Consider the following 22332-nt stretch of genomic DNA (forward strand, 5'->3'; position numbering starts at 1 on the left):
AAACAATAAAACAGCTAATCAAACCAGTAAAATGGTTAGGTTTGATATGTCTTAAATTTATTTAGGACAGGATTGTTCTGGATTTTACTTTTGGGATCCTTCGCAAACAGATTGGATACCATTTATATTAAATAACACCTGGAAACTAGATGGTAATGACAATACTTTAAGTGGTACTAACTTTATAGGTACTACAAATGGTGAGGAAGTAGATTTTAGAGTAAATAATCAGATTGTTTCTAGACTTACCGAATTAGGGCAATTAGAACTTATGGCAAAAGATAGATCAGTTTTTATAGGTTTTGAAGCAGGAGAAAATTACGTAGCTTCATCTAGCGCTGAGCAAGATACTTTTATAGGTTACAAGGCAGGAACAAATACCACAACAGGAAGAGATAATACAGCCTTAGGTGCATTTGCGCTTAGAAATAATGTTATTGGAAGTTTTAATACTGCGATAGGAGATGAGTCTTTACTTTTAAATGAAAATGGATTGCGTAACACTGGACTAGGTGGGGCTACGTTGCGTAATAATGTTTCAGGAAATGGAAATACCGCTATCGGTTTTAGCGCGCTGCGTAATAATACTAGCGGAGGCTCTAATACAGCAATAGGTAATGAAGCTTTGAGAGATGGTAATGGATATTCAAATAGTACAGCCTTAGGAAATAGAGCTGGAATTAATAGTAGTGGGGATAATACAACATCTATAGGTGCTTTTAGTTTAGAAAATGGTGGTACTGGAATTAACAACACTGCTATTGGGGTCTATGCACTTAGAGCTGCAACTAATGGGAATAATGTCGCTGTGGGAGCTAACGCTGGTGATAACGTTACCACAGGAATAAACAATGTTTTTATAGGGACCAACACAAATGCTACAGTAGGTACTGTAAGTGATGCTACATCTTTAGGTGATAATGCAAGTGTAGGAGCAGATCATACGGTAGCTATAGGAGCAAATAGTCGCGCAACTGCTCCAGATGCTATAGCTATAGGTGATGATGCTGGGGCAGATGATTCATGGGCTATCGCAATAGGTGAATTTGCTAATGCTAATGCTGAAGATGCAGTTGCTATAGGCCATCGATCAACAGTAGTTGGGTTTAGAGGGACCTCCTTAGGGTTAAATGCAGATATAGGACCTGGTGGAAATCAAGCCATCGCGATAGGTGTAAATTCAAATGCGCTGCATGATAGATCTATTGCATTTGGATCAGGAGCAGTGACTACAGCTGATAATCAGTTTAAAATATCTCCTACTATTTCCACTATTGATGCCTCTAGTGCTGTGATAACTGCAGAAAGCTACATTGCTACCGTAGGTTCTGGTACTGGTTATGCCGATTATGTTTTTGATATATATTATGATGGGAGAAGTGATCTTACTACTAGCTATAAATTCCCTACGCTAGAAGAAGCAGAACGATTTGTTAAAATAAATGGTCATCTCATTGGGGTGAAATCGATAGAAGATATTGAAGATCAAGGAATGACGGTTAATGTTACCGAAGTGTCTTTAAAAAATTTAGAAAAGCTTGAGGAACAGTTTTTATATATAACAGAATTAAATTCTAGATTAAAAAGGACAGAAACTCTTCTTAAAATTCATGATGAACAATTGAAAAGGGTAATTAAAACTTTAGAAAAATTTAATAAGTAATAAAGTAATAATGTTTTTCATGTCTCATAATAAACATTTCTTATAGTAATTCTCTTTTACTCAGGTAAAATGATTTATGAAACTTTAAAGATGATGACTAACATGAATTTTTAGGTCAAATAATAATATGGCTTTCTATTTTCTTAATTAGTTTCAGAAAAATTAATTTTTCAATTAAAAGCTTATATGCAACTATGATTTTAAGGTTGAAGGGATTAGATTAAGATAATCAAGGTAGTTTTTTGTCAAAAATATCTATACAGGAAACTTTTGTACTAGAAATAATACGATTATTATTTAGTGGTTATAATAAATGTTTTTTATTTCAAAATAGGGGCATATCTACTAGAAAATGACCAAAGTAATGAGATAGGTTAGCATAGTTCTGGGCAGTGTTTTATAAACTTAATAAGTATTAAAAAAAAGGCTTGGGTCATGACTCAAGCTTTTTTTTATGTTATCTCTGTCCCGTCCTAAAATAGCGATACACAAAAACACAAGTGTCATGAAAACTACTGAAAAGACTGTGTATTTTAAGAGAACTCAAAAAGTTGATTCACTTTCTTTTAAACTTTACGTTGTCCATGAAATAGAAGATGGATTAGTTTCAAGAGTTCAAGCTTAAGATATATACGATATTTAAACTGTCACAACTTTATGCTCATGACAAAAAAGTATGATAAAAATTTGACTGGTCACATCAACTATCAAATGCAATGTACAAGACGCCTTAGAGCAACCTATTTTAGAGTTGGAGACATAAGTAGAGTTGCTAGAAAAATAGAAAACTATAGCACAACATCTCACCGATAGAATCGATAAGAAAGTCATTATATGTGATATGCTTATCGATAGGATCGAGAAGGAATATGATATACAGATAAGAAAAATCACACGCATTAGTTATCGATACATACCGATCTTAACAATAAGGATCAATAGTTTCTCCCTGAGAATTACCTAGATAGATATATGATAGAACCAATTAATTAAAGTTAAACGTAAAATCTATAGCTAGAAGAGTCATTGAGCTAGTTATAGGAGTAGATATAAAATTTCCACGATCGAGCATAAGAAAATTATATTCTAAGCTCTAGTCGCAATTATCTAAGTTTAAAGTGGGCAGGAATAATTTGTTTAAAATATCCATAGCCTATCATATGCTAATAGTGCCTAAAAATATTATATCATATTACAGCATACCTAGATCATCGCTTTATAAACGTATGAAAAAGTGTTTAACACTTTAACCACCAGACCTGTGATCAAGTCTAGATAAGTGCTATTAGTAATGTAGGGAAACTAGCAAATCCTCGTTATCTTGCCTTAATTAAAGAGACCTATGCACCGTTAAATCAAAAAAAACCTTAGCAAAGATAATTTTGCTAAGGTTTAATTAATAAATTTAAAATACAATTCATCTCTGTCGATTATCTAGGAAAGGATAATCGATGGATAGTTTTAAGCCTCTTTATGTATTTCTACTGCATGAGGATAAGGAATTTCAATTTTCTCTTTATCTAGTACAAGTTTTGTATTTTCTATAGTCCAGAAATAAACGTCCCAATAATCTTCAGGAGCACAGTAAGGTCTTACAGCTAGATTAACAGAACTTTCTGCTAGTTCACTAACGTTTACAGACGGTGCTGGATCTTTAAGTATTTTAGTGTTAGATTCTAACATTGCAAGTAAAGCATCTTTTGCTTGTTTCATGTTTTCACCATACCCTATTCCTACAGTAGTATCCACTCTCATTTTACCTTCGGCAGTATAATTTACGATGTTACCGTTTGCCATAGGTCCATTAGGTATAAGAGCAAGTTTGTTAGAAGGAGTTATTAATTTAGTAACTAAGATGTCTATTTCTTTTACAACACCTAACTCACCTTGAGCCTCAACTAGATCACCTATTTTATACGGTTTAAAAATTAAGATAAGAACACCACCAGCAAAGTTAGATAAAGAACCTTGTAAAGCAAGTCCTATTGCAAGACCTGCGGCCGCAAGAATAGCAGCAAAACTAGCTGTCTCAATTCCTAATGTACCTGCTACTGTTACTATAAGAAGTATGGTTAAAACCCATTTTATTAAACTAGTTAAGAATTTCTTTAAAGTAACGTCATAATCTTTTTTATCCATCAATTTACTAGTAACTTTCACTAACTTTTTGATGATAAATGCACCAATAATGTAAATTAAAATAGCCTTTAAAAGAGGTATTCCATAATCTAGGGCATATCCCGTAAGGTTTTCTAAGCTCAATCCATCAGGACTTAAATTAAGGTCTAAATTTTCTGCTGGTACTACAGGGTTTTGAATCATTTTTAATTAAGTTTTTTGTTATTATCAAATCTAACTAGTTAAAGATAAAAATTTAAAAAGGAGCATCTTTTTTTTAAAAAATATACATTTAATCGGTAAAAAAACCTTTCTTATCAGTTATGAAATTCGTTTTTGTGAATTTGATCCATATTTTACTTAAAAAAAACCGTTAAATTATAACGGTTTTTTAATAATTATTCAAGGAGTTTAATTATCTTTTTTTCTGAATTTCTACCTGATGTGGATAAGGTATATCTACACCTATAGCATCTAGTGTAGGTTTAAAGTTTTCTTGTAGATACCAATACACGGTCCACATGTCGTCTGTGCGTGTATAAGGTCTTACATTAATATGAATGGAACTGTCAGCATTTGCAGCCACCATTATTTGTGGTGCAGGATCTTTAAGAACTAATGGATGATTTTCTACTAGCTTGCGCAGCGCTTCTAAAGTTTCTGTAATATTTGCATCATAACTTACTCCTATCGTGGTGTCACATCTTAAAATACCTTCTGTATTAAAATTAATAATGTTTCCATTTAACAACGGGCCATTAGGTATAATGGCAAGTTTACGTTGTGGTGTGATTATCTTTGTTTGTAGGATGTCTATTTCTTTGATAGTTCCTATAACATTTTGTGCTTCTATAGTATCACCTACCTTAAATGGTTTAAACAATAAAAGTAAAACACCACCGGCAAAGTTAGATAATGATCCTTGCAACGCTAGGCCTATAGCTAGTCCTGCAGCTGCTATTACCGCAGCAAAACTAGTTGTTTGTATACCTAGAGTTCCTACTACTGTTATAGTAAGTAAGATCCAAAGTCCCCATTTGATTAAGTTAAGTAAAAATTTTTCTAATGTAACGTCGTATTCTCTTGCTAACATAATTTTTCTTGTTAGCTTAAGAGCTTTTTTAATTATCCACCTACCTACTATAAAAATTAGAATGGCCTTAACTAGCGGAATACCGTATTCTAAAATAAGCTCAAATCCCTTTTCAATATTAAAATTCTCTAGTATCTCTTTCATATAAAACAAATGTATAGCAAGCCTATAAAAACCTTGTTTATGATTTGTTAATAGTTATAGACTTTATGATTTAATTATTGTTTTAAAACACTTTAAATAGCTCGTATTGTTATAACCTAAAAAGCCACTATTAAGAAAATCTAATAGTGGCTTTAATTCATTTAAAATTTCTAAAAATCTAGAAAGGGTACTTATTTGCTTCTGTAACTTTATCTGCGATCGTGTCTCTTAAGGATACAATGTTAGGTAAGTTTGCATATTTTGTAAAACGTTTAAGTCCCATAAGCATCATACGTTGCTCATCACCTTCAGCAAAACTGGAGATACCTTCTTCAGCTCTTGATTGGATAATTTTAGATGCCTGATATAAGTAATATTGTGACATTGCTATTTGTTCTTTTTGCTCTTCTACACTAGTACGAGCAATATTCTTTTGAGTTCTAAGTATAGCACTCTCTGCCATATAGATCTCTATAAGAATATCAGATGCTGCAATTAATAATTGCTGATGCTCTTCTAGTGCTGGACCAAATTTTTGAACCGCACTTCCTGCAACCATTAAGAAAACCTTTTTAAGTTTCTTAACCATATCCATTTCTTCAGATAGAGGCTCAGAGAAATCTGGTGTTTCAAAAGAAGGAATAGAAGTAAGTTCATTTCCTACAGCCATTGCTGGTTCTAGAAGATTTACGTGACCTTTCATTGCTTTTTTCACTAACATTCCTACTGCTAGCATACGGTTTATCTCGTTAGTACCTTCATAGATACGTGAGATACGAGCATCTCTCCACGCAGCCTCCATAGGAGCGTCTGCACTGAAGCCCATACCACCATAGATCTGTATACCTTCATCACTACAAGATTGCATATCCTCAGAAACAGCAACTTTAAGAATAGAACATTCTATTGCAAATTCTTCAACACCTTTTAATTCAGCTTCTGCAAACGTTGCGCCTTCTTCCTGACGCAAGTGGATGCGGTTTTCTACATCTTTTGCTGCACGATAAGAAGCACTTTCACCCACATATGCGTTAGTTGCCATTTCAGCAAGTTTCTTTCTTATAGCTCCGAATTTTGCGATAGGAGTTTTAAACTGCTCACGCTCATTAGCATAATTAGTAGCAAGTGTAATTACACGACGTTGTGCATCTAGACATGCTGCAGCCAGTTTTATACGACCTACATTTAATGCATTCATAGCAATTTTAAAACCTTCGCCACGACCAGCAAGCATGTTCTCAACAGGAACTAGACAGTCATTAAAGAATACTTGACGAGTAGAAGAGGAGTGAATACCTAATTTATGCTCTTCTTCACCCATGGTAATACCATTGCTTGCATCATTTTCTACGATAAACCCAGTTATGTTTTTATCGTCCTCTAGACGGGCAAATACTACAAATACATTACAAAAACCTGCATTTGAGATCCACATTTTTTGACCATTGATCTTGTAGTGTTTTCCATCTGCAGTAAGCTCTGCCTTTGTTTTACCAGAGTTAGCATCAGACCCTGCACCAGGCTCAGTTAAACAATAAGCTCCAAACCACTCACCAGTAGCAAGTTTAGGAACATATTTTTTCTTTTGTTCTTCAGTACCGTATAAAGTAATAGGCATTGTACCTATACCTGTATGCGCTCCAAAAGCAGTAGCAATAGAACCAGTTGCACCAGAAATATAATCGCAAACTAACATAGTAGAGACGAATCCCATACCTAGACCATCATACTCTTCAGGAACAGCGACACCTAAGAATCCCATTTCTCCTGCTTTACGCATTACTTCTTCAGTAAGCGCATAGTCTTTCTTTTCAAATCGCTCTCTATTTGGAACGATCTCTTTGTCTACAAATTCTTGTACACTCTCGCGCATCATCTTCTGCTCATCAGAAAAGTCTTCTGGAGTAAAAACTTCTGATGGATTTGTTTCTTTCACGATGAACTGTCCACCGCGTATCATTTCTGTTTTATTTTCTGTTGACATAATATATATAATTATCTCGCTTTCGCGAAAGCGTAATTCTTAATTTAAAAACTCAAAAATACCAGCAGCACCCTGTCCAGTACCTACACACATGGTAACCATACAGTGCTTTCCTTGGTTTCCTCTTTTGCGCATCTCATCAAAAATTTGAACCGATAATTTTGCGCCTGAACAACCTAGTGGGTGACCTAATGCTATAGCACCACCGTTTACGTTAACTACATCTTTATTAAGACCTAGCTCTCTCACCACTGCAACGGATTGACTTGCAAAAGCCTCATTTAATTCTATAAGAGCCATGTCTTCTTTTTTAAGACCTGCTTGTTTAAGCGCCTTAGGAATAGCTTCTATAGGTGCGATCCCCATTACTCGTGGCTCTACAGCTGCTACTGCAAAGCTTACTAGTTTTGCGATAGGCTTAATACCTAGTTCATTTACCATTTCCTCACTCATGACAAGTGTAAAAGCAGCGCCATCACTAGTTTGTGAAGAGTTACCAGCCGTTACACTACCACCAGCAGAAAATACGGGACGTAATCTTGCTAGAGCCTCTAGACTTGTACCTTTTCTAGGTCCTTCATCTTTAGTTACTGTATATGTTCTGGTTTTCTTTTTTCCGTTTTCGTCTAGATAAGTTTCTTCTACATCGATAGGGACGATTTGATCTTGAAAACGATTTTCAGCTTGTGCTTTTAAGGCCTTCATATGCGAGTCATAAGCAAATTGATCTTGCTCTTCTCTAGAAACCTTATAATCGTTAGCAACTTCTTCTGCGGTAAGTCCCATGCCCCAGTAGTAGTCTTCGTGACCTTGTTTTGCTAGGCTATAAGCTGGAGCAGGTTTATAACCACCCATAGGAACATAGCTCATACTTTCTACACCACCAGCAACTATACATTGTGCCATACCAGATTGTACTCTAGCTACTGCTGCACCGATAGCATCTAGTCCAGATGCACACCATCTATTGATACTTATACCTGGTATATCTACTCTATCTAATGCTAGAAGCGATACCTGTCTTGCCATGTTTAATCCTTGCTCAGCCTCTGGCATTGCATTACCTATGATCATGTCATCGATACGACCTTTATCAAAATCAGGAAGATCTTTTAACATTCCTTGAATAGTTTCTGCTGCTAGCTCGTCTGGTCTTTTAAATCTAAAAACACCGCGACCTGATTTTCCTACTGCCGTTCTTTTTGCGGCAACTATATATGCGTTTGTCATTTTCTTAGTTTCTTAAAGGTTTACCTTTCTGGATCATGTGTTGAAGTCTTTCCAGTGTTTTTCTCTCTCCAGTAAGACTTAAGAATGCTTCACGTTCTAGGTCTAATAAATACTGTTCAGAGACAAGTGTAGGGGAACTTAAATCACCACCTGCCATTACATAAGCTAGTTTATTTGCAATTTTTAAGTCGTGCTCACTTATGTATTTTCCAGCTTTCATCGCGTCAGTTCCTACTAGGAACATTCCTAATGCTTGCTGGCCTAATACTTTGATATCCTTGCGCATAGCTGGTTGTGTATAGCCTTTGTCAGCTAGAAGTCTTGCTTGTGCCTTTGCAAAAGCAATACGTCTGTTATCATTTACAACAACATGATCTATCCCTTTTCTCAAGATACCTAGATCGTATGCTTCATAAGCACTGGTTGCAACTTTGGCTGTTCCTACGGTAAGGAAGTATTCTCTTAGTCTATTTAACTCTACGTCGTTTTTCTCAAAAGTGTCACTAGCTCTTAGTGCCATCTCTTTTGAGCCACCACCACCAGGAATTACACCTACACCAAATTCTACCAGACCGATATAAGTCTCTGCACTGGCAACTGCAACATCACTGTGCATAGTCATCTCGCAACCACCACCTAAAGCCATTTGATGTGGAGCTACTATAGTAGGAATACTACTATAACGCAATCTCATAACCGTATTCTGGAATTGTTTGATAGCCATGTTAAGCTCATCATATTCCTGCTCTACTGCCATCATAAATATCATACCGATATTTGCTCCTACAGAAAAGTTTGCACCATTATTTGCTACCACTAGACCATCAAAACGATCTTCGGCGATATCTATGGCTTTATTAACACCAGCTAGTACATCACCACCTATAGAATTCATTTTTGAAGTAAATTCTACATTAAGTATACCATCACCTATGTCGTGAACTGTAACACCTGAGTTTTTAAATACAGGAGCATTTGCACGTAAATTATCTAGAATTATAAATCCATCCTGTCCTGGTTTCTTTACATAATCTTTATCTGGAATAGAGTAGTAGTAGATAGATCCATCTTTTACCTTATAGAAAGATTCAAACCCTTTGTCTAACATTTCTGTTACCCAAGCGGCTGGTTTTTTACCTATTGCTTCCATTAACTCCACACCTTTTGCAACACCTACGGCATCCCAAACTTGATATGGTCCATGTTCCCAACCGAAACCTGCACTCATTGCATCGTCTATACGATACAGTTCGTCAGATATTTCTGGTATTCTATGTTGTACGTATGCAAAAAGAGAGGCAAATGATTTTCTATAGAAATCACCAGCTTTATCTTTCCCTTTAATTAGTACAGGAAAACGGTCTGCTACGTTATCAATTGTTTTAGTTAATTCTAGTGTAGCAAACTTTGCTCGAGGCTGTGCTACATATTCCATAGAATCTAGATCTAATGCTAGAATTTCTTTCTTACCTTCTTTAGTTACGTTCTTTTTATAGAATCCTTGCTTTGTCTTAGAACCTAACCATTTGTTTTCCATCATCGTGCTGATGAATTCTGGTAATTTAAAGGTGTCTTTATGCTCATCTTCTGGACAGTTTTCATAAACACCATTTGCAACATGTACAAGTGTATCTAGTCCAACAACGTCTACAGTTCTAAAAGTTGCCGACTTTGCACGACCTATAACAGGGCCAGTAAGTTTATCAACCTCAGAAACAGTAAGTCCCATTTCTTTAACCGTGTGGAATAAACTCTGAATAGAGAATATACCGATACGGTTTCCTATGAATGCAGGAGTATCCTTTGCAAGTACAGATGTCTTACCTAGGTATTTCTCTCCATATTCCATTAAGAAGTCCGTAACTGCTGGATCGCAATTAGGCCCTGGAACAACTTCAAATAATTTTAAATATCGCGGCGGATTAAAAAAGTGTGTTACAGCAAAGTGTTTCTGGAAATCTTCACTACGTCCTTCATTCATGAAAGAGATAGGAATACCAGATGTATTTGATGTGATTAAAGTACCAGGTTTACGGTACTTTTCAATTTGTTCAAATACAGATTTTTTGATATCTAGTCTTTCTACAACGACTTCAATAATCCAGTCAGTGTCCTTAATTTTTGATAAATCATCAGTAAGATTCCCTGTAGATATCCTGTTTGCAAATGAATTATTATATAAAGGTGCTGGTTTACTCTTAATAGAAGCGGTAAGGTTATCGTTTACCATACGGTTACGAACTGCTTTGTCTTCTAGCGTTAGACCTTTGGCCTTTTCTTTGTCAGTAAGTTCTCTTGGGACTATGTCCAATAGGAGTACTTCACAACCTATGTTTGCAAAATGGCAAGCAATTCCACTTCCCATGATACCAGAACCTATTACGGTTACATGTTTTATTCTACGTTTTCCCATATTATTTTTGAGCTAATAGAGCTTTTTTATTGAAGATTTTTTTAGAGTTCACTATTTCATTAATTTTAAAGGCAACTTCTAGAAACGTGTCTATTTTTTCTGGTTCAATCTCGTTTTTAACGACCTGGTCAAAAGTTTTAACAACTGCCTTAGAAAATTCTCTCATTTCAACACCAAAATCTGTAAGATGGATCAATACACTTCTTCCATCTTCTGGATTTTTACGTCTTTCTATAAGACCTTTATTCTCCATCATTTTAAGTGTACGAGATAGAGAGGTAGCTTCCATTCCCATTTTGGGTCCTAAAGCGGTACTAGGTGTTCCTGTTTCTGGATCTATACTTATAAGAGCAAACCCTGTAGACATAGTACTGCCCTTAACAGCTGCTTGTTCATTATACATTTTAGAAACAGACATCCATGTTGCTCTAAGAATGTAATCGATAGTTTTATCCCTCATAGTTGTAATTAAATCGCAATATAGTAATTTTTATTATGCACGCATAGTAAAAATTACTATAAAATTTCAAACGATATAGTTTGCAGTGATTTATGTTTAATTCCGCTTTCGCGAAAGCGAGATTAAATTATATTTCAAAGATATAAAATCTTGTTAATCCATTTATGATTTTGATAATTTATTAACTCTATTTAGTTAGGGATTTAGACAAATTTAATGACCTATTTCTTCTAAGTTTGTGTCCTGATTTTTGATAAGGTTTAATAAATCCTCAACTAGCGAGCCGTCCCTAAATGACTCAATATTATTTGTCGTTTCATAAACAACTGATTTCAAAGATTGCAGAAATAAGCGTGTACCGTTATTCTATTATTTTTATAAGGAAAGAATCTGTCTAGGAAGTGTACTCACACAGCTTAGAAATGATTGTAAATTTAATTGCCACGGTCGTTGAGTAAATGGGCAAGATGATTATAGTAATTAGGTGAATATTGTTAAATGTGACGGAGATAAGAATTTTTATTACATTCTTTCTTATCTACTTAATTATCTATAATATTTATGGTAGTCTCTTTAGTTTTAAGTCATTCTATGGATATAGTTGCACCTATTTTTATAGAAAACTATCTTAAATGGGCAGGATCGTTACATAGAAGTAATCCAGCTTTATTACCTGACTATAACGTGGATTAAAATTATAATGAGAGGCTTTTAACTTTAAATTTCCATTTGTACATTGATTCAAAAATTAGGCTAGGATAGAAGTTTTTTGTTTTCCAGATTTGAAACAGTTTTGCTAGGTGCTATCTTAAATAAACATAACCGGATTCTGGCTTTATGTTAGTTTCATTTAATTCTAATACATAGAAATATGTACCTGTGGGTAAAATAGCATTAGAGTGAAATAAACCGGTATTAGAGGTGCCGTCCCATGGACCAGTGGTGTTATTTCCTTCCCAAATCTTTTGTCCGTACCGGTTATATATATTCATTTTATGTTTATCATAAATGTCGTACAATCCAGTTATGGTAAATGTATCATTAAACCCATTGCCGTCAGGTGTTATGATGTTAAAAATTTCTATACCGCAGAGTGTGGTAACTATTTTAAATGAAACGATTTTAAAACAATTCAAATTAGATATCCTTACATAGATTTCTTGTGTTACATAAAGATTAGTGTAACTATTAGGATTTAGGATTTGATTTGTGTTTTCAAGCGCATCAGTTTCTGATTCAAAAAAAGAAAACTCTAGATTAGCATCGTTAGTTATTTGATCTGACATTTGTGTTAAATCAAAAATAGCGCTGTCTAAACCGATTTCACACTCCTCCATAATGGGGTTATAATCATTTATCTGGACGTTATTAAATACAGTTACATCTTGCGTTATTGTAAATGTTTGTACTAATGTCTCTATAGTTGCGGTTACTGTATAATTGCCTGGTGAAGAGAATAGATGAGTAGGGTTTAAATTATTTGAAAAATTATTTATACCTGAATTAATATCGTCAAAATTCCAGTTAATCGATACTATATCAAGAGTAGTGTTTAAACTAAAGCCTTGGTTTTTACCAAAACAGTGATCCATAGTCTGGATTTCTGCTTGAAGTAAAAATGACTGTACAAAAATGGGTAGTCCGAACCAGGCAATTGCATTAGGAGATAAAGGGAATGCATTGTATTCATAATTAGAACCTACACCAGGAATATTGGGATTATTTATAACACTTAAAGCGTTTTGTTCAAATCTACTGTGATAAATCTTATTATCTAGTCCTAGTTGTAAAGCACCTCTAAAATGTGTAATGTTATCTTGATGAACTACCTGTACACTGTTAGCTATATTATTTGCCGTTAAGTCATATTGAACGATCTCTCCTCTTATAAAATCAAATATTTGCGTAGTTGATGGATTCATGTAATCCACCTCAGCATATAGAAACTGACCATTTCCAGAAAACTCAACTCCATAAATAGAGCCACCATCAGATCGTGTTAATAACGCCTGCGGATTAGAAACCACTCCAGTTGCGTTATCAAAATCATATAGGTAGAGTTCTCCACCATTTGTATAAGCACGACTTCTCGCATTTAGTACATTTGTTATACCAGAAAATTCTTCGGTAGTGTTATTTGAAAAGTGAGCCGCGGCTAGTTTATTGCCTCTAGCATTTATTTTTATGTATCCTCTCATAGCAGCGACATCTACATTTGTAACTGTAGAGTTAATTAACTCTATGAAAGGAGCGACTTGAGAAGATACTGGAGACGTATGAAGCCCGCTGGAGGTCAGTTCATAAGAATAAAATGTATCTTCAAATTGTGTTATAATCCAGAAACCATTACCAGCAGCATTTGTAATAGCTGTAAGTTTTTCTGATGTGATGGGTAAAAGATTAATGTTTTTATTTAAAGGATCTACGTCACCAGTGCCATTATTAAGCGACATATCTACTATAGAATAATGTAATCCTTCTGTATTGCGATATATGAGGTCATCAGTGTCTACAGTAAAAACATAATATAGATTAGAATTACCAGGAAATGGAACTATTATAGCGCTACTCGTACTTGAAGAATTTCCTTTTAATCCTGCGCCATTAGGCATGATTACATGGTTTGCATTATAAATTAAAGATCCATCTGTGTAAAATAATAAATTACCAAATGAATCTGAAATTGTAGCGCATCCTTCTCCTGTAATTAACTGACCGTCATCTATAGCTACTGCATTACCAGATGTAAAATCTATCCCTGAATTGATACCAAAATACCAATAGGATGATTCTAGTTGCGCTTTCGCGAAAGCGGAACAGATAAAAAAGAATAAAAAATATAAATACTTCATTGCTCTATCGTAAATATAGGCAATATTTATTTATCTTTTTAATGTGAAATGAGATGAGAAAGTAGTCCCATCCATTAAAGTTGCTTTAAACCAGTAATCGTTAGATGGTAATGGAGTACCGTTATAGGTTCCATCCCAACCAGGGCCCTGTGCAGATAGTTGTTTGATTAACTTGCCATAACGATCAAATATGTAAATCTCGCTATTAGGTTCAAAAACTGTAGAAACACCTATTAATTGCCAGTAATCATGAAATCCATCATTATTAGGAGTGAAGTATCTAGGGTAACCTACGATGCTAAAATCTTGAGTACTCGTACCGCAGCCATTTCTATCTCTTACATAAGCGGTGTAGAAACCTGGAGAAATATTATTAAACACTGGACTGTCTTGAAAAGGTTCTTCTAGACTTATACGGTACTCGTAGTCTCCTAGGCCGCTTGTATTTATAGTTGCGCTTCCAGATATATTTGTGCCAGCGTTTAGAACCTCTATGCTGTTTATAGTTGCAGGCTCACTTATGATTACGTTAACTGATCGCTGTTTGGGGCATCCATAAGTATTAAGTACCGTTACTGTGTAATCACCTCCATTAGTTACAGATATAGACTCTGTAGTTTCTCCTGTACTCCAGGAATAGGTGTAATCTGTAGCAGTGCCGTTTACGATTCCACTATTTATAACTAATGCTTGTGGATCATTACCACAATATTCATAAGTCTCAGTAAGTTCAATTACAGGTAGTGGTCGAACTATAAGTTCTACTTCACTGATCCCAAAACAGTTCCCATCTGGAGATTCTGCTCTTGCAAAAATAGTCTGGTTATTTGCTGTTGTGTTTGTATATGCGGTAGGTAGAATGTTTTGTTCTGTTAAAGCATCGTTGAGACTTAGGTAGTAGTTAAGTGTCACATCAGCTGGTGCGTTAATAAGAACGTTGCTGGTAGCTGTAGTTAGGTCAAATTCTGAAAATCCATCTTCTATACCGTCATCATCACAAGTGTTTAAAGTAGTGTCTTGAGCATCGCTAGCGCTTACAGATAAGTTAACCATAGCAGTCGTGAAACAGCCTGTCGTATCGTTAGTAACCCTAGCAACTATGGTTTCAAGAGGTGTCAAGTTAGTGTAACCTGTGCTATTTAATGCATTTGTATTATTATCAGCATCTGTTTGATTAATATAGTAAGTCACTGTTACTCCTGTAGCGTTGTTGCTTATAGAGTTATTAAAACTATCTAAATTAAATATGGTTTTTCCATCTAGCGTGCCATCTTCATCACATTGAAATGCATTGAAATCTAGTGCTACAGGTTTAGGCTTAACTATTAATTCAAAGAATTTTGAAGTGTCTGCACAACGATTTGACAAATTGTTTACTACACGTATGAAGACCGTTTCATTAAAAGGACTGGTGTTTCTGTAGGTATTAGGTAGTGGGTTAGTACCTAAATCTGCATCGTTTTGTGAGGAATGGTAGCTTACATTAAAATCGCCTGAATTTTGAGTTCCTAAAATTAATGATGTCTGCTCACTAAGATTAAAGTCAAAGATTCCATCAAAATCGTCATCACATTCTTCTAGATCTTCTACAGTATTAGAAACAGGTTGATCAAATATTTCTAGGTTAAAACTTAATGTTTGATAACATCTGGGGCTATTAGAATTATAGATTCTAGCGATGAGACTTTGGTTAGTGATGCTGGATTCATATGGAGTGGTAATAGGATTTATGTTATCGTCTGCATTCCTTTGATTTGTAAAGTATCTTACCGTATAGGTTAAGTCACTTTGCGATCCTAAAATTTCTGGTGTAGCAGTGTTGTCTAAATCAAAAGTGGCCATTCCATCTAGACCTAGATCACAAGCAATTTGATTAGTTATAGGGTTTGCTATGGGAGACTCGTAAATTTGAACATTTTTACGATATACTCTTGTATTACTTCCAGTAGTAAGAGATAGTGTAACATTATAAATTCTAGCTGCTGCATAGATATGTGTAGGGTTTTCTTGTGTAGAAGTATTTCCATCTCCAAAATCCCATAATACGCTATCTGGAGAGGTGTCCGATTGAAATTCAAAAGTAGTACCGTCACCTAGGCATGAATTTTCAACTTGAATAAGGGCAAAGAAACTTTGTATAAAAGGAGGTAGGCCTTGAGTAGATATGCGACCAGCAAGTCGTATTGCATCATGTTGATAATCACATCCTATACCTACTGTATTAGGATTATTAATTACTCCTAAAAAAGGTCTTCCTACATCATAAGAATCTGATATGGCTCTGTAGATTTTACCATCAATTCCTAATTGTAAAGAACTACGGTATCCCTGTCTTGTGTCTATTTCAGTACCGAAAATGATAGGATTTGCTAGATTAGTGTTGGTAAGTTGATATTGATATAAGGTAGAAGAATGATTAGCAGCTTCATCACCTCTAGCATCGTTAGATGCGGTTATATATAACAAGTTTCCGTCTGGAGAGAATTCTACACCATAACCTGCTTGATTTACACCGCTGAAGGATAGTCTACGTTCATTAGAAACAGCGCCAGAGCTCTGGTCATAATCATAGATAAATGTACCTGAACCCATATTACAAGAAACCATGTATCTACCGTCTGGTGATATTTTTAAATTCCCTCTTCTTTCAAGTGTAGGGCTGGCTACAGTTGATACTACTGGAGTTGGATTAACACCGTTAGCACTTATAGTATAAGTAAAAAAGGAGTTAAACACACCGAATCCAGACGCATTTGCCATAGCTGTTACTAGAATTTCATCATTGACAGAATGATTAATTGCCGTTAACTTTTCTGCAGCCTGATCAATTAATCGTGGAGGGTTTGCAATATTTGTCACTACCTCTCCAAGACCTCGATTTCCTGTCATATCCACTTCATAATAATGTACCCCTTCTGAGCCTCCAGAGAATGGAAGGTCTACAGTAAAAATATAGTAGATATTTTGATTTTGCGGCTTAGGGATTATAATGGCGCTTTGTGTACTAGATGGGTTACCTCGCAGTCCTACACCGTTAATCATAATGTTATGAGTACTATCATAGACGGTTCTACCGTCTGTATAAAAAAGAAGTTGACCATTCTCGTCAGATATGCTGGCGCAACCTTCATTGGTACTAACTTTACCATCTGTTAAAGGGGTAACAGTACCGGTAGCAGGATCAAAGTTTATACCTGCATTAAAACCAAAATACCAATTTGAGGCCTGTAATTGCGCATTACTAAAATTGAAACTTAACGTTATTAGCGCTATGGTGTATACGGCAAGTAAGGGGATCTTTTTAGTCATGTGCGAATTTAATGCACAGATGTTACAATTAATAGAGTTTTAACACTTCGTGAAGTGTTAAAAGAATAGAAGTAAAACGTCGTTATAATAAGTATTACAACGACGTTTAAATTATTTTTTATGTTAAAAAAGATTATAAATCTCTCTTTTTTAACAATGCATAGGACATATAAATAAATAAGGTACTCCATATACATACAGATACGACATCTATCCATTCTATGTCATAACCAAAATCCATTCCTTCAACAGAAATTTGATTAAGTGCAGATTTCACTAAATCTATTTTAGTAAACGGTTGTTTAATTAAATTAGACATGGCGTTTAATGGTAAAATGTGGAGAAACCAGTCATAAATGTGTGTGCCATAATAGGTATCTACACCTTTAGCTATTAAGTTCAGTATTCCCTCAAAAATGTACCATACAAATACAAAACCTAATGCAAAGGCACTTCTTTTTATCAGAATACCTGCAAATAAACAGAAACAAAAGAATACTAAATGCGCTAAGAAGAATGCCCCTAAATAACCCATTTGTGAGAAAATTATAGAAGGCTGGTCAAAGTCAGAGTAAATTAAACCTAATATTAATGAGGCTATAAAGACTACAAAGGTGGTTAATATTGCTAAAGAAATTGCTAAATATAATTTAGAAAGTATCAATTCTTTCTTACTTAATCCATCTATTAAGTTTTGCTTTATAGTTCGATTGCTGTATTCATTTGCTGTTAGCGATACTAGAACTATGGCTATGAAAATTTTTAAAAAACTAGTGAAATAAGTACTAATATGCCATACTAATGGAAAGTTGAATATTCCTAGGTCAGAAAAACTACCATTAAAACCATTAAGGTCTATTCTTATCATACCGCTAAGCATCATAAGAACTACGATAACTAAATAAATAATGGTAAGTACTATACTACTTTTACTATATCTGAATTTGTGTAATTCTATATCTAATAATCTTTTCATGGCGTGCATTAGTTTTTGTTAGTTAACTCGATGAACTGGTCTTCTAGGCTTTGTTTTCTATGCACTAATTTGCTTAGAATAATACCGCTTTCAAATGCATCTTTATTAATTTGTGCATTATCAACAGGTTCATAAAGTTTTACCTCTAGACCATTATCGTGCACAGTTATAGTACCGGCATAGGGTTTGTTTTCAATAAAACTATATAGGGCTTTTCTATCACTAGCGTCTATAAAAATAGAGCCATGATTTCTGTTCATTTCACCTACTGGTCCTGCATAAAGCATTTTACCAGATCTCAAAACAATAACATCGGTACATACTTTTTCAACTTCGTCAAGTAAGTGAGAGGCGAGTAATATGGTTGTGCCGTTTGAGGCTATCTTTTGTATGATGTCTCTTATCTGTCTTATACCTTGTGGGTCTAGACCATTTGTAGGTTCGTCTAGAATTAATATCTCGGGATCGTTAAGTAAAGCACTCGCAATCGCAAGACGTTGTTTCATTCCCAGAGAGTAGGTTTTAAAAGAAGAATGCTTTCGCGAAAGCAAATCTACAACAGTCAATTTCTCTTCAATCTTAGAACGGTCTATATTTTTAATCTTACAGACTAGCTCTAGGTTTTGAATAGCACTCATGCTAGGGTAGAAGTTGGGTCTTTCTATGATAGCGCCTATTCTTTTAAGAGCATCATGATTAGATGTAGTTCCTTCAAACCATTTATACTCACCGCTAGTAGGGTTAACCACATTGAGAACCATCCCTAGGGTTGTAGATTTACCACTACCGTTGGGTCCTAAGATTCCATAGATATGGCCTTTTTTAATTTGAAATGAAATATGGTCTACCGCTGTTAGTGCGCCATATGTTTTGTGAAGTTGATTAATTTCAAGGATGGTTTCCATGAATGAGATTTTTTTGTTGTATTATGTGACGGCAAGAAACAAAAAATGTTACTGTAATTATGTCAGAAAAGATTCTCAATGATAAATTGTTATCAAATAAAAAACCTACATTCCCTATAGGTAGTTCATTATCTAGCTACGTAAAGCGTTACAATCGGGCGACTAGTATACCTGTTTCATATGATGATTTACTTAGATTTGCTGGTTGTATAACGGTTTATGATAAAAATGATGAAGATACATTATGGGTAAGATGCTACTACTCAGACTCTGATAGAGAACAAATAGACAGGCATCTTAAAAGAATTTACGATATTCTCCATAGTGACGGGCGTGATGAGACTCTAGATTATTTAAGTGTCGATGCAGTTGATTACTGTACATTTGGAAATACAAAGCCATTCCGTATTAAGGTTAGTAATATTCTTAATGATGCTTTTACCTATTTTTATGTAAAAAAAGCTGATGCTTCTCGCGTTTATGGTCTAGAGTTAGAACATTTACTCTCACCTCACCGTATTAATTTTTTAGTTTATAAGGACACTCTTATAGAAGAGCACATCGCAGGTATACCAGGAGATGAGTTTATTGCAGACTACATGGATGGTTGCGATCATCAAGAGCTTACTCAAATAGCAAAAGAGTTTGTAAAATTTAATGAGCGTTGTTTAATACGTCTGTTAGGTGATATGCGTTCTTATAATTATGTAGTTATTCCTACGCATGATTTTGATCGAGTAAGTTATGCGATACGCGCGATAGATTTTGACCAGCAATCTTATGAGGGGAAATTAAAAGTGTATCGACCGCAGTTTTTTAAAGAAAACCTGGCCATGGTAACTAATGTTACATCGTGTTTAAAAAACGCAAGTATAGAACAATATAAAAAAGAAGAACGTTCTTTAATTGCAAAACGTTTAATAAACACGCAAACCAGGTATAAACAACTTATAAAATGCATGAGAGCAGACTTTATATCAACGCCTGTAAAGTTTAAACAACTCAAAAGAGAATTACATGAATTTACTGGAGATGTTAAATTTAAATCGGCAAGAAGTATGGGAGGAATTTTAAATACAGCTATGGAGTTTGTGAAAAGAAATTACAATGATCTAGATAATTAAATAAAAACGTCTCTAATGGATTTGAGAACATTAGAGACGTTTTTTTATTTCTTAAAATAGGTATATAAATAGTTTATTTCTTTTCTTCACGGTTAAAGTAGACTAGATAGTAATACATCTGCTTTTCTTCATCCCATCCTTTTTCAATAAATTTATCTGCACTATCAGGATTAGTAAAGTCCATTTTTATTTGAACATGAGTGTCTAGATTTATTACACTTTTGATTCCTTTACGTGCCGCACTTACTGCGGTGTTAGAAATAGGAAAGCTAGATACGTCTTCTATGGAGTGTTTTGCACCTTGATCTACTTTATAATTTTTGAATTCTGGAATTAGATCTGGGTTATCTAGTGTTTCATTTAAGAAGGCAGTTTCTTCAAAAGTGTCATTCTTTGCAAAATGATTTACTGCGCGATTCATAAACATTACTTCTTCCTTCTTATCCTCTGCAGGAAGAACTACATCCTTTGCAAAGTCTTGACAAAATTTCAAGTACTTCTTTGTAAAGAAATTTTCATCTTCAAATACATCTACACCTAGGAAACTCTCTAGCCAGTATTTTGCATCATAGCGGTTAGAATCTACAGAAAGGATTTTGTATCCTACTTCTTCTTCAACATTAAATATAATAGCACCTTTATCAAGTTTGTTTAAGTTAACTCCTTGCTGTAAGATCATCTTTAAATCAGATTCTCTTTCTTCAAATTGTAAAAACTCTTGTTTAATTTCACTCTTAAAGATACCTATTGCATCAGTTTTATTGTTGTCCACCATTACGTTATCAAAATAACAGATGTATATCTCTCCACTTCTTATATGTGGATGGTCTGACTGCTGGTATAAGTGTTTTGCCATCTTTTTACTATTTTCTAGTAAAGAGGCTGGAGTTGAGAATATCGCTTTTGCGTAAGCGTACATCTCATGAAACTCTAAATCATCTTCATGTGTAAAACTGTAATAAGCTTCTTCCTTAGAACGGAAAGATTTTAAAAAATATTCTTTTAAAAGTGAATGCATCTCGTCATCTAGAGGTGTGGTGTTATCTGACGTAAGAAGGTGCTCTCCTTTATTCTTATTACCTACACGATGTATGGCAAGGTTTTCAATTCTAGTGTTAAATAAATTGATCATAGGCTAGTATAGGTCGTTTTCATCAAAGGAATGCTCATCATAGAACTCATCATCACCATCATCTATATCACCGCGATATTCTTCTTCTCCATCTTCATGAAAACGAGGGTCAGCTTCAAATTCTTTGTCAGGAGCGTTATCAGGTAATTCACCTACAGAAAATATTACCTGTGGATAGGCTGTTCCAGATACATTACTAACTACATCTGCCAGCTCTACAGAGAACGTCCATAGACTTAAGAAATCATAAATGTAGATCATTCTAGTCTTAGTTTTACTCATGGCGTTTTCTAATAAAGTGTCGGCCATTTTCTTAACTGGTGCCATACCACCACTCATATCAAATAGGCAGTACTCTTCACCTTGATTCCATTCTTCATCACTAGCATAGAAACTAGCCATTTCATCACCTTCTAGTTGAAAGGACTGTACAATAACGTTGTGAAACTCTTCTAGTGTGCTGTTAGCATCAATTTCTATGTCTCTAAAACAGTCGTCATTTGCATCAAGAAGAACTCTTAATCTATAGATCATTTACTTCAATTTTTAAGGATGGCAAAGATATGAATTTTGAACCTGATCTATGTTATTATGACTAGTAGGAATTTAAGTATTTAACCTATAAAGTATCATAGAAAAAAGTGCTCTATGCGTTTTATCGTTGCTTGTATTTTAAATGTTGTGAACTGATTTAAAAACATCAGTTACTTTTTGCACTTTTTTACATAGGTATCTATAAAGTATAGTTCTAGAGAGTCACCTCTAGTTTCATGACCAGCTAACCTGCTAGATTCTTTATTTTTTATATAAATAAAAAGTATCTTTATGTTCTTATAAATAGTAGTCTATAAAATCAATCCTGTCCTAAATAAATTTAAGACATATCAAACCTAACCATTTTACTGGTTTGATTAGCTGTTTTATTGTTT

At 34.6% G+C, this 22332-nt stretch carries 15 protein-coding genes; 3 read left to right on the forward strand and 12 right to left on the reverse strand.

The window, feature by feature from the left end:
- Positions 1 to 271 precede the first annotated feature (271 nt).
- Positions 272 to 1663, forward strand: coding sequence for a hypothetical protein (locus tag Q0838_RS12970; RefSeq protein WP_298955918.1), 1392 nt, complete (start codon positions 272 to 274; stop codon positions 1661 to 1663).
- Between the two features lie 663 nt (positions 1664 to 2326).
- Entirely contained in the window at positions 2327 to 2476 is a 150-nt protein-coding gene (locus tag Q0838_RS12975; protein WP_298955921.1) for a hypothetical protein, read from the forward strand.
- 648 nt (positions 2477 to 3124) lie between these two features.
- Here Q0838_RS12975 and Q0838_RS12980 read toward each other — a convergent pair.
- The 10 genes from Q0838_RS12980 to Q0838_RS13025 form a co-directional block, all read right to left on the reverse strand.
- Positions 3125 to 3985, reverse strand: a complete 861-nt coding sequence (locus tag Q0838_RS12980; protein WP_298955923.1) for a mechanosensitive ion channel domain-containing protein — start codon at positions 3983 to 3985, stop codon at positions 3125 to 3127.
- A gap of 211 nt (positions 3986 to 4196) precedes the next feature.
- Positions 4197 to 5018 carry a mechanosensitive ion channel domain-containing protein gene (locus tag Q0838_RS12985; protein WP_298955926.1) on the reverse strand — a complete coding sequence of 274 codons (822 nt, stop codon included), beginning with the start codon at positions 5016 to 5018 and terminating at the stop codon, positions 4197 to 4199.
- Between the two features lie 178 nt (positions 5019 to 5196).
- Positions 5197 to 7002: an acyl-CoA dehydrogenase family protein gene (locus Q0838_RS12990; RefSeq protein WP_298955929.1), complete on the reverse strand. Its 1806-nt coding sequence runs from the start codon at positions 7000 to 7002 to the stop codon at positions 5197 to 5199.
- A 39-nt stretch (positions 7003 to 7041) separates the two neighbouring features.
- Entirely contained in the window at positions 7042 to 8232 is a 1191-nt protein-coding gene (locus tag Q0838_RS12995; protein WP_298955932.1) for an acetyl-CoA C-acyltransferase, read from the reverse strand.
- A gap of 4 nt (positions 8233 to 8236) precedes the next feature.
- Entirely contained in the window at positions 8237 to 10645 is a 2409-nt protein-coding gene (locus Q0838_RS13000) for a 3-hydroxyacyl-CoA dehydrogenase/enoyl-CoA hydratase family protein (protein ID WP_298955935.1), read from the reverse strand.
- Position 10646: 1 nt separating this feature from the next.
- Positions 10647 to 11105 carry a MarR family transcriptional regulator gene (locus tag Q0838_RS13005; protein ID WP_298955937.1) on the reverse strand — a complete coding sequence of 153 codons (459 nt, stop codon included), beginning with the start codon at positions 11103 to 11105 and terminating at the stop codon, positions 10647 to 10649.
- Positions 11106 to 11908: 803 nt separating this feature from the next.
- Entirely contained in the window at positions 11909 to 13957 is a 2049-nt protein-coding gene (locus Q0838_RS13010; RefSeq protein ID WP_298955940.1) for a gliding motility-associated C-terminal domain-containing protein, read from the reverse strand.
- Positions 13958 to 13987: 30 nt separating this feature from the next.
- On the reverse strand, positions 13988 to 17266 hold the full coding sequence (locus Q0838_RS13015; RefSeq protein WP_298955943.1) for a T9SS type B sorting domain-containing protein: 3279 nt from the start codon (positions 17264 to 17266) through the stop codon (positions 13988 to 13990).
- Between the two features lie 133 nt (positions 17267 to 17399).
- A complete protein-coding gene (locus tag Q0838_RS13020) occupies positions 17400 to 18242 on the reverse strand; it encodes an ABC transporter permease subunit (protein ID WP_298955946.1) in 843 nt (280 codons plus the stop codon).
- Positions 18243 to 18250: 8 nt separating this feature from the next.
- Complete coding sequence (locus Q0838_RS13025; RefSeq protein WP_298955949.1) at positions 18251 to 19147, reverse strand: ATP-binding cassette domain-containing protein; 897 nt, start codon at positions 19145 to 19147, stop codon at positions 18251 to 18253.
- A 59-nt stretch (positions 19148 to 19206) separates the two neighbouring features.
- On the opposite strand from Q0838_RS13025, the gene Q0838_RS13030 reads away from it, so the two are divergent.
- Positions 19207 to 20271, forward strand: a complete 1065-nt coding sequence (locus tag Q0838_RS13030; RefSeq protein ID WP_298955952.1) for a hypothetical protein — start codon at positions 19207 to 19209, stop codon at positions 20269 to 20271.
- A 73-nt stretch (positions 20272 to 20344) separates the two neighbouring features.
- Here Q0838_RS13030 and Q0838_RS13035 read toward each other — a convergent pair whose 3' ends face one another.
- Positions 20345 to 21403, reverse strand: coding sequence for a nucleoid-associated protein (locus Q0838_RS13035; RefSeq protein WP_298955955.1), 1059 nt, complete (start codon positions 21401 to 21403; stop codon positions 20345 to 20347).
- Positions 21404 to 21406: 3 nt separating this feature from the next.
- Positions 21407 to 21937 (reverse strand): hypothetical protein, encoded by a 531-nt coding sequence (locus tag Q0838_RS13040; protein ID WP_298955958.1) that lies wholly within the window; start codon positions 21935 to 21937, stop codon positions 21407 to 21409.
- Positions 21938 to 22332: the final 395 nt, after the last annotated feature.

The sequence above is a fragment of the uncultured Nonlabens sp. genome, from assembly GCF_947495285.1.
GTDB lineage: Bacteria > Bacteroidota > Bacteroidia > Flavobacteriales > Flavobacteriaceae > Nonlabens.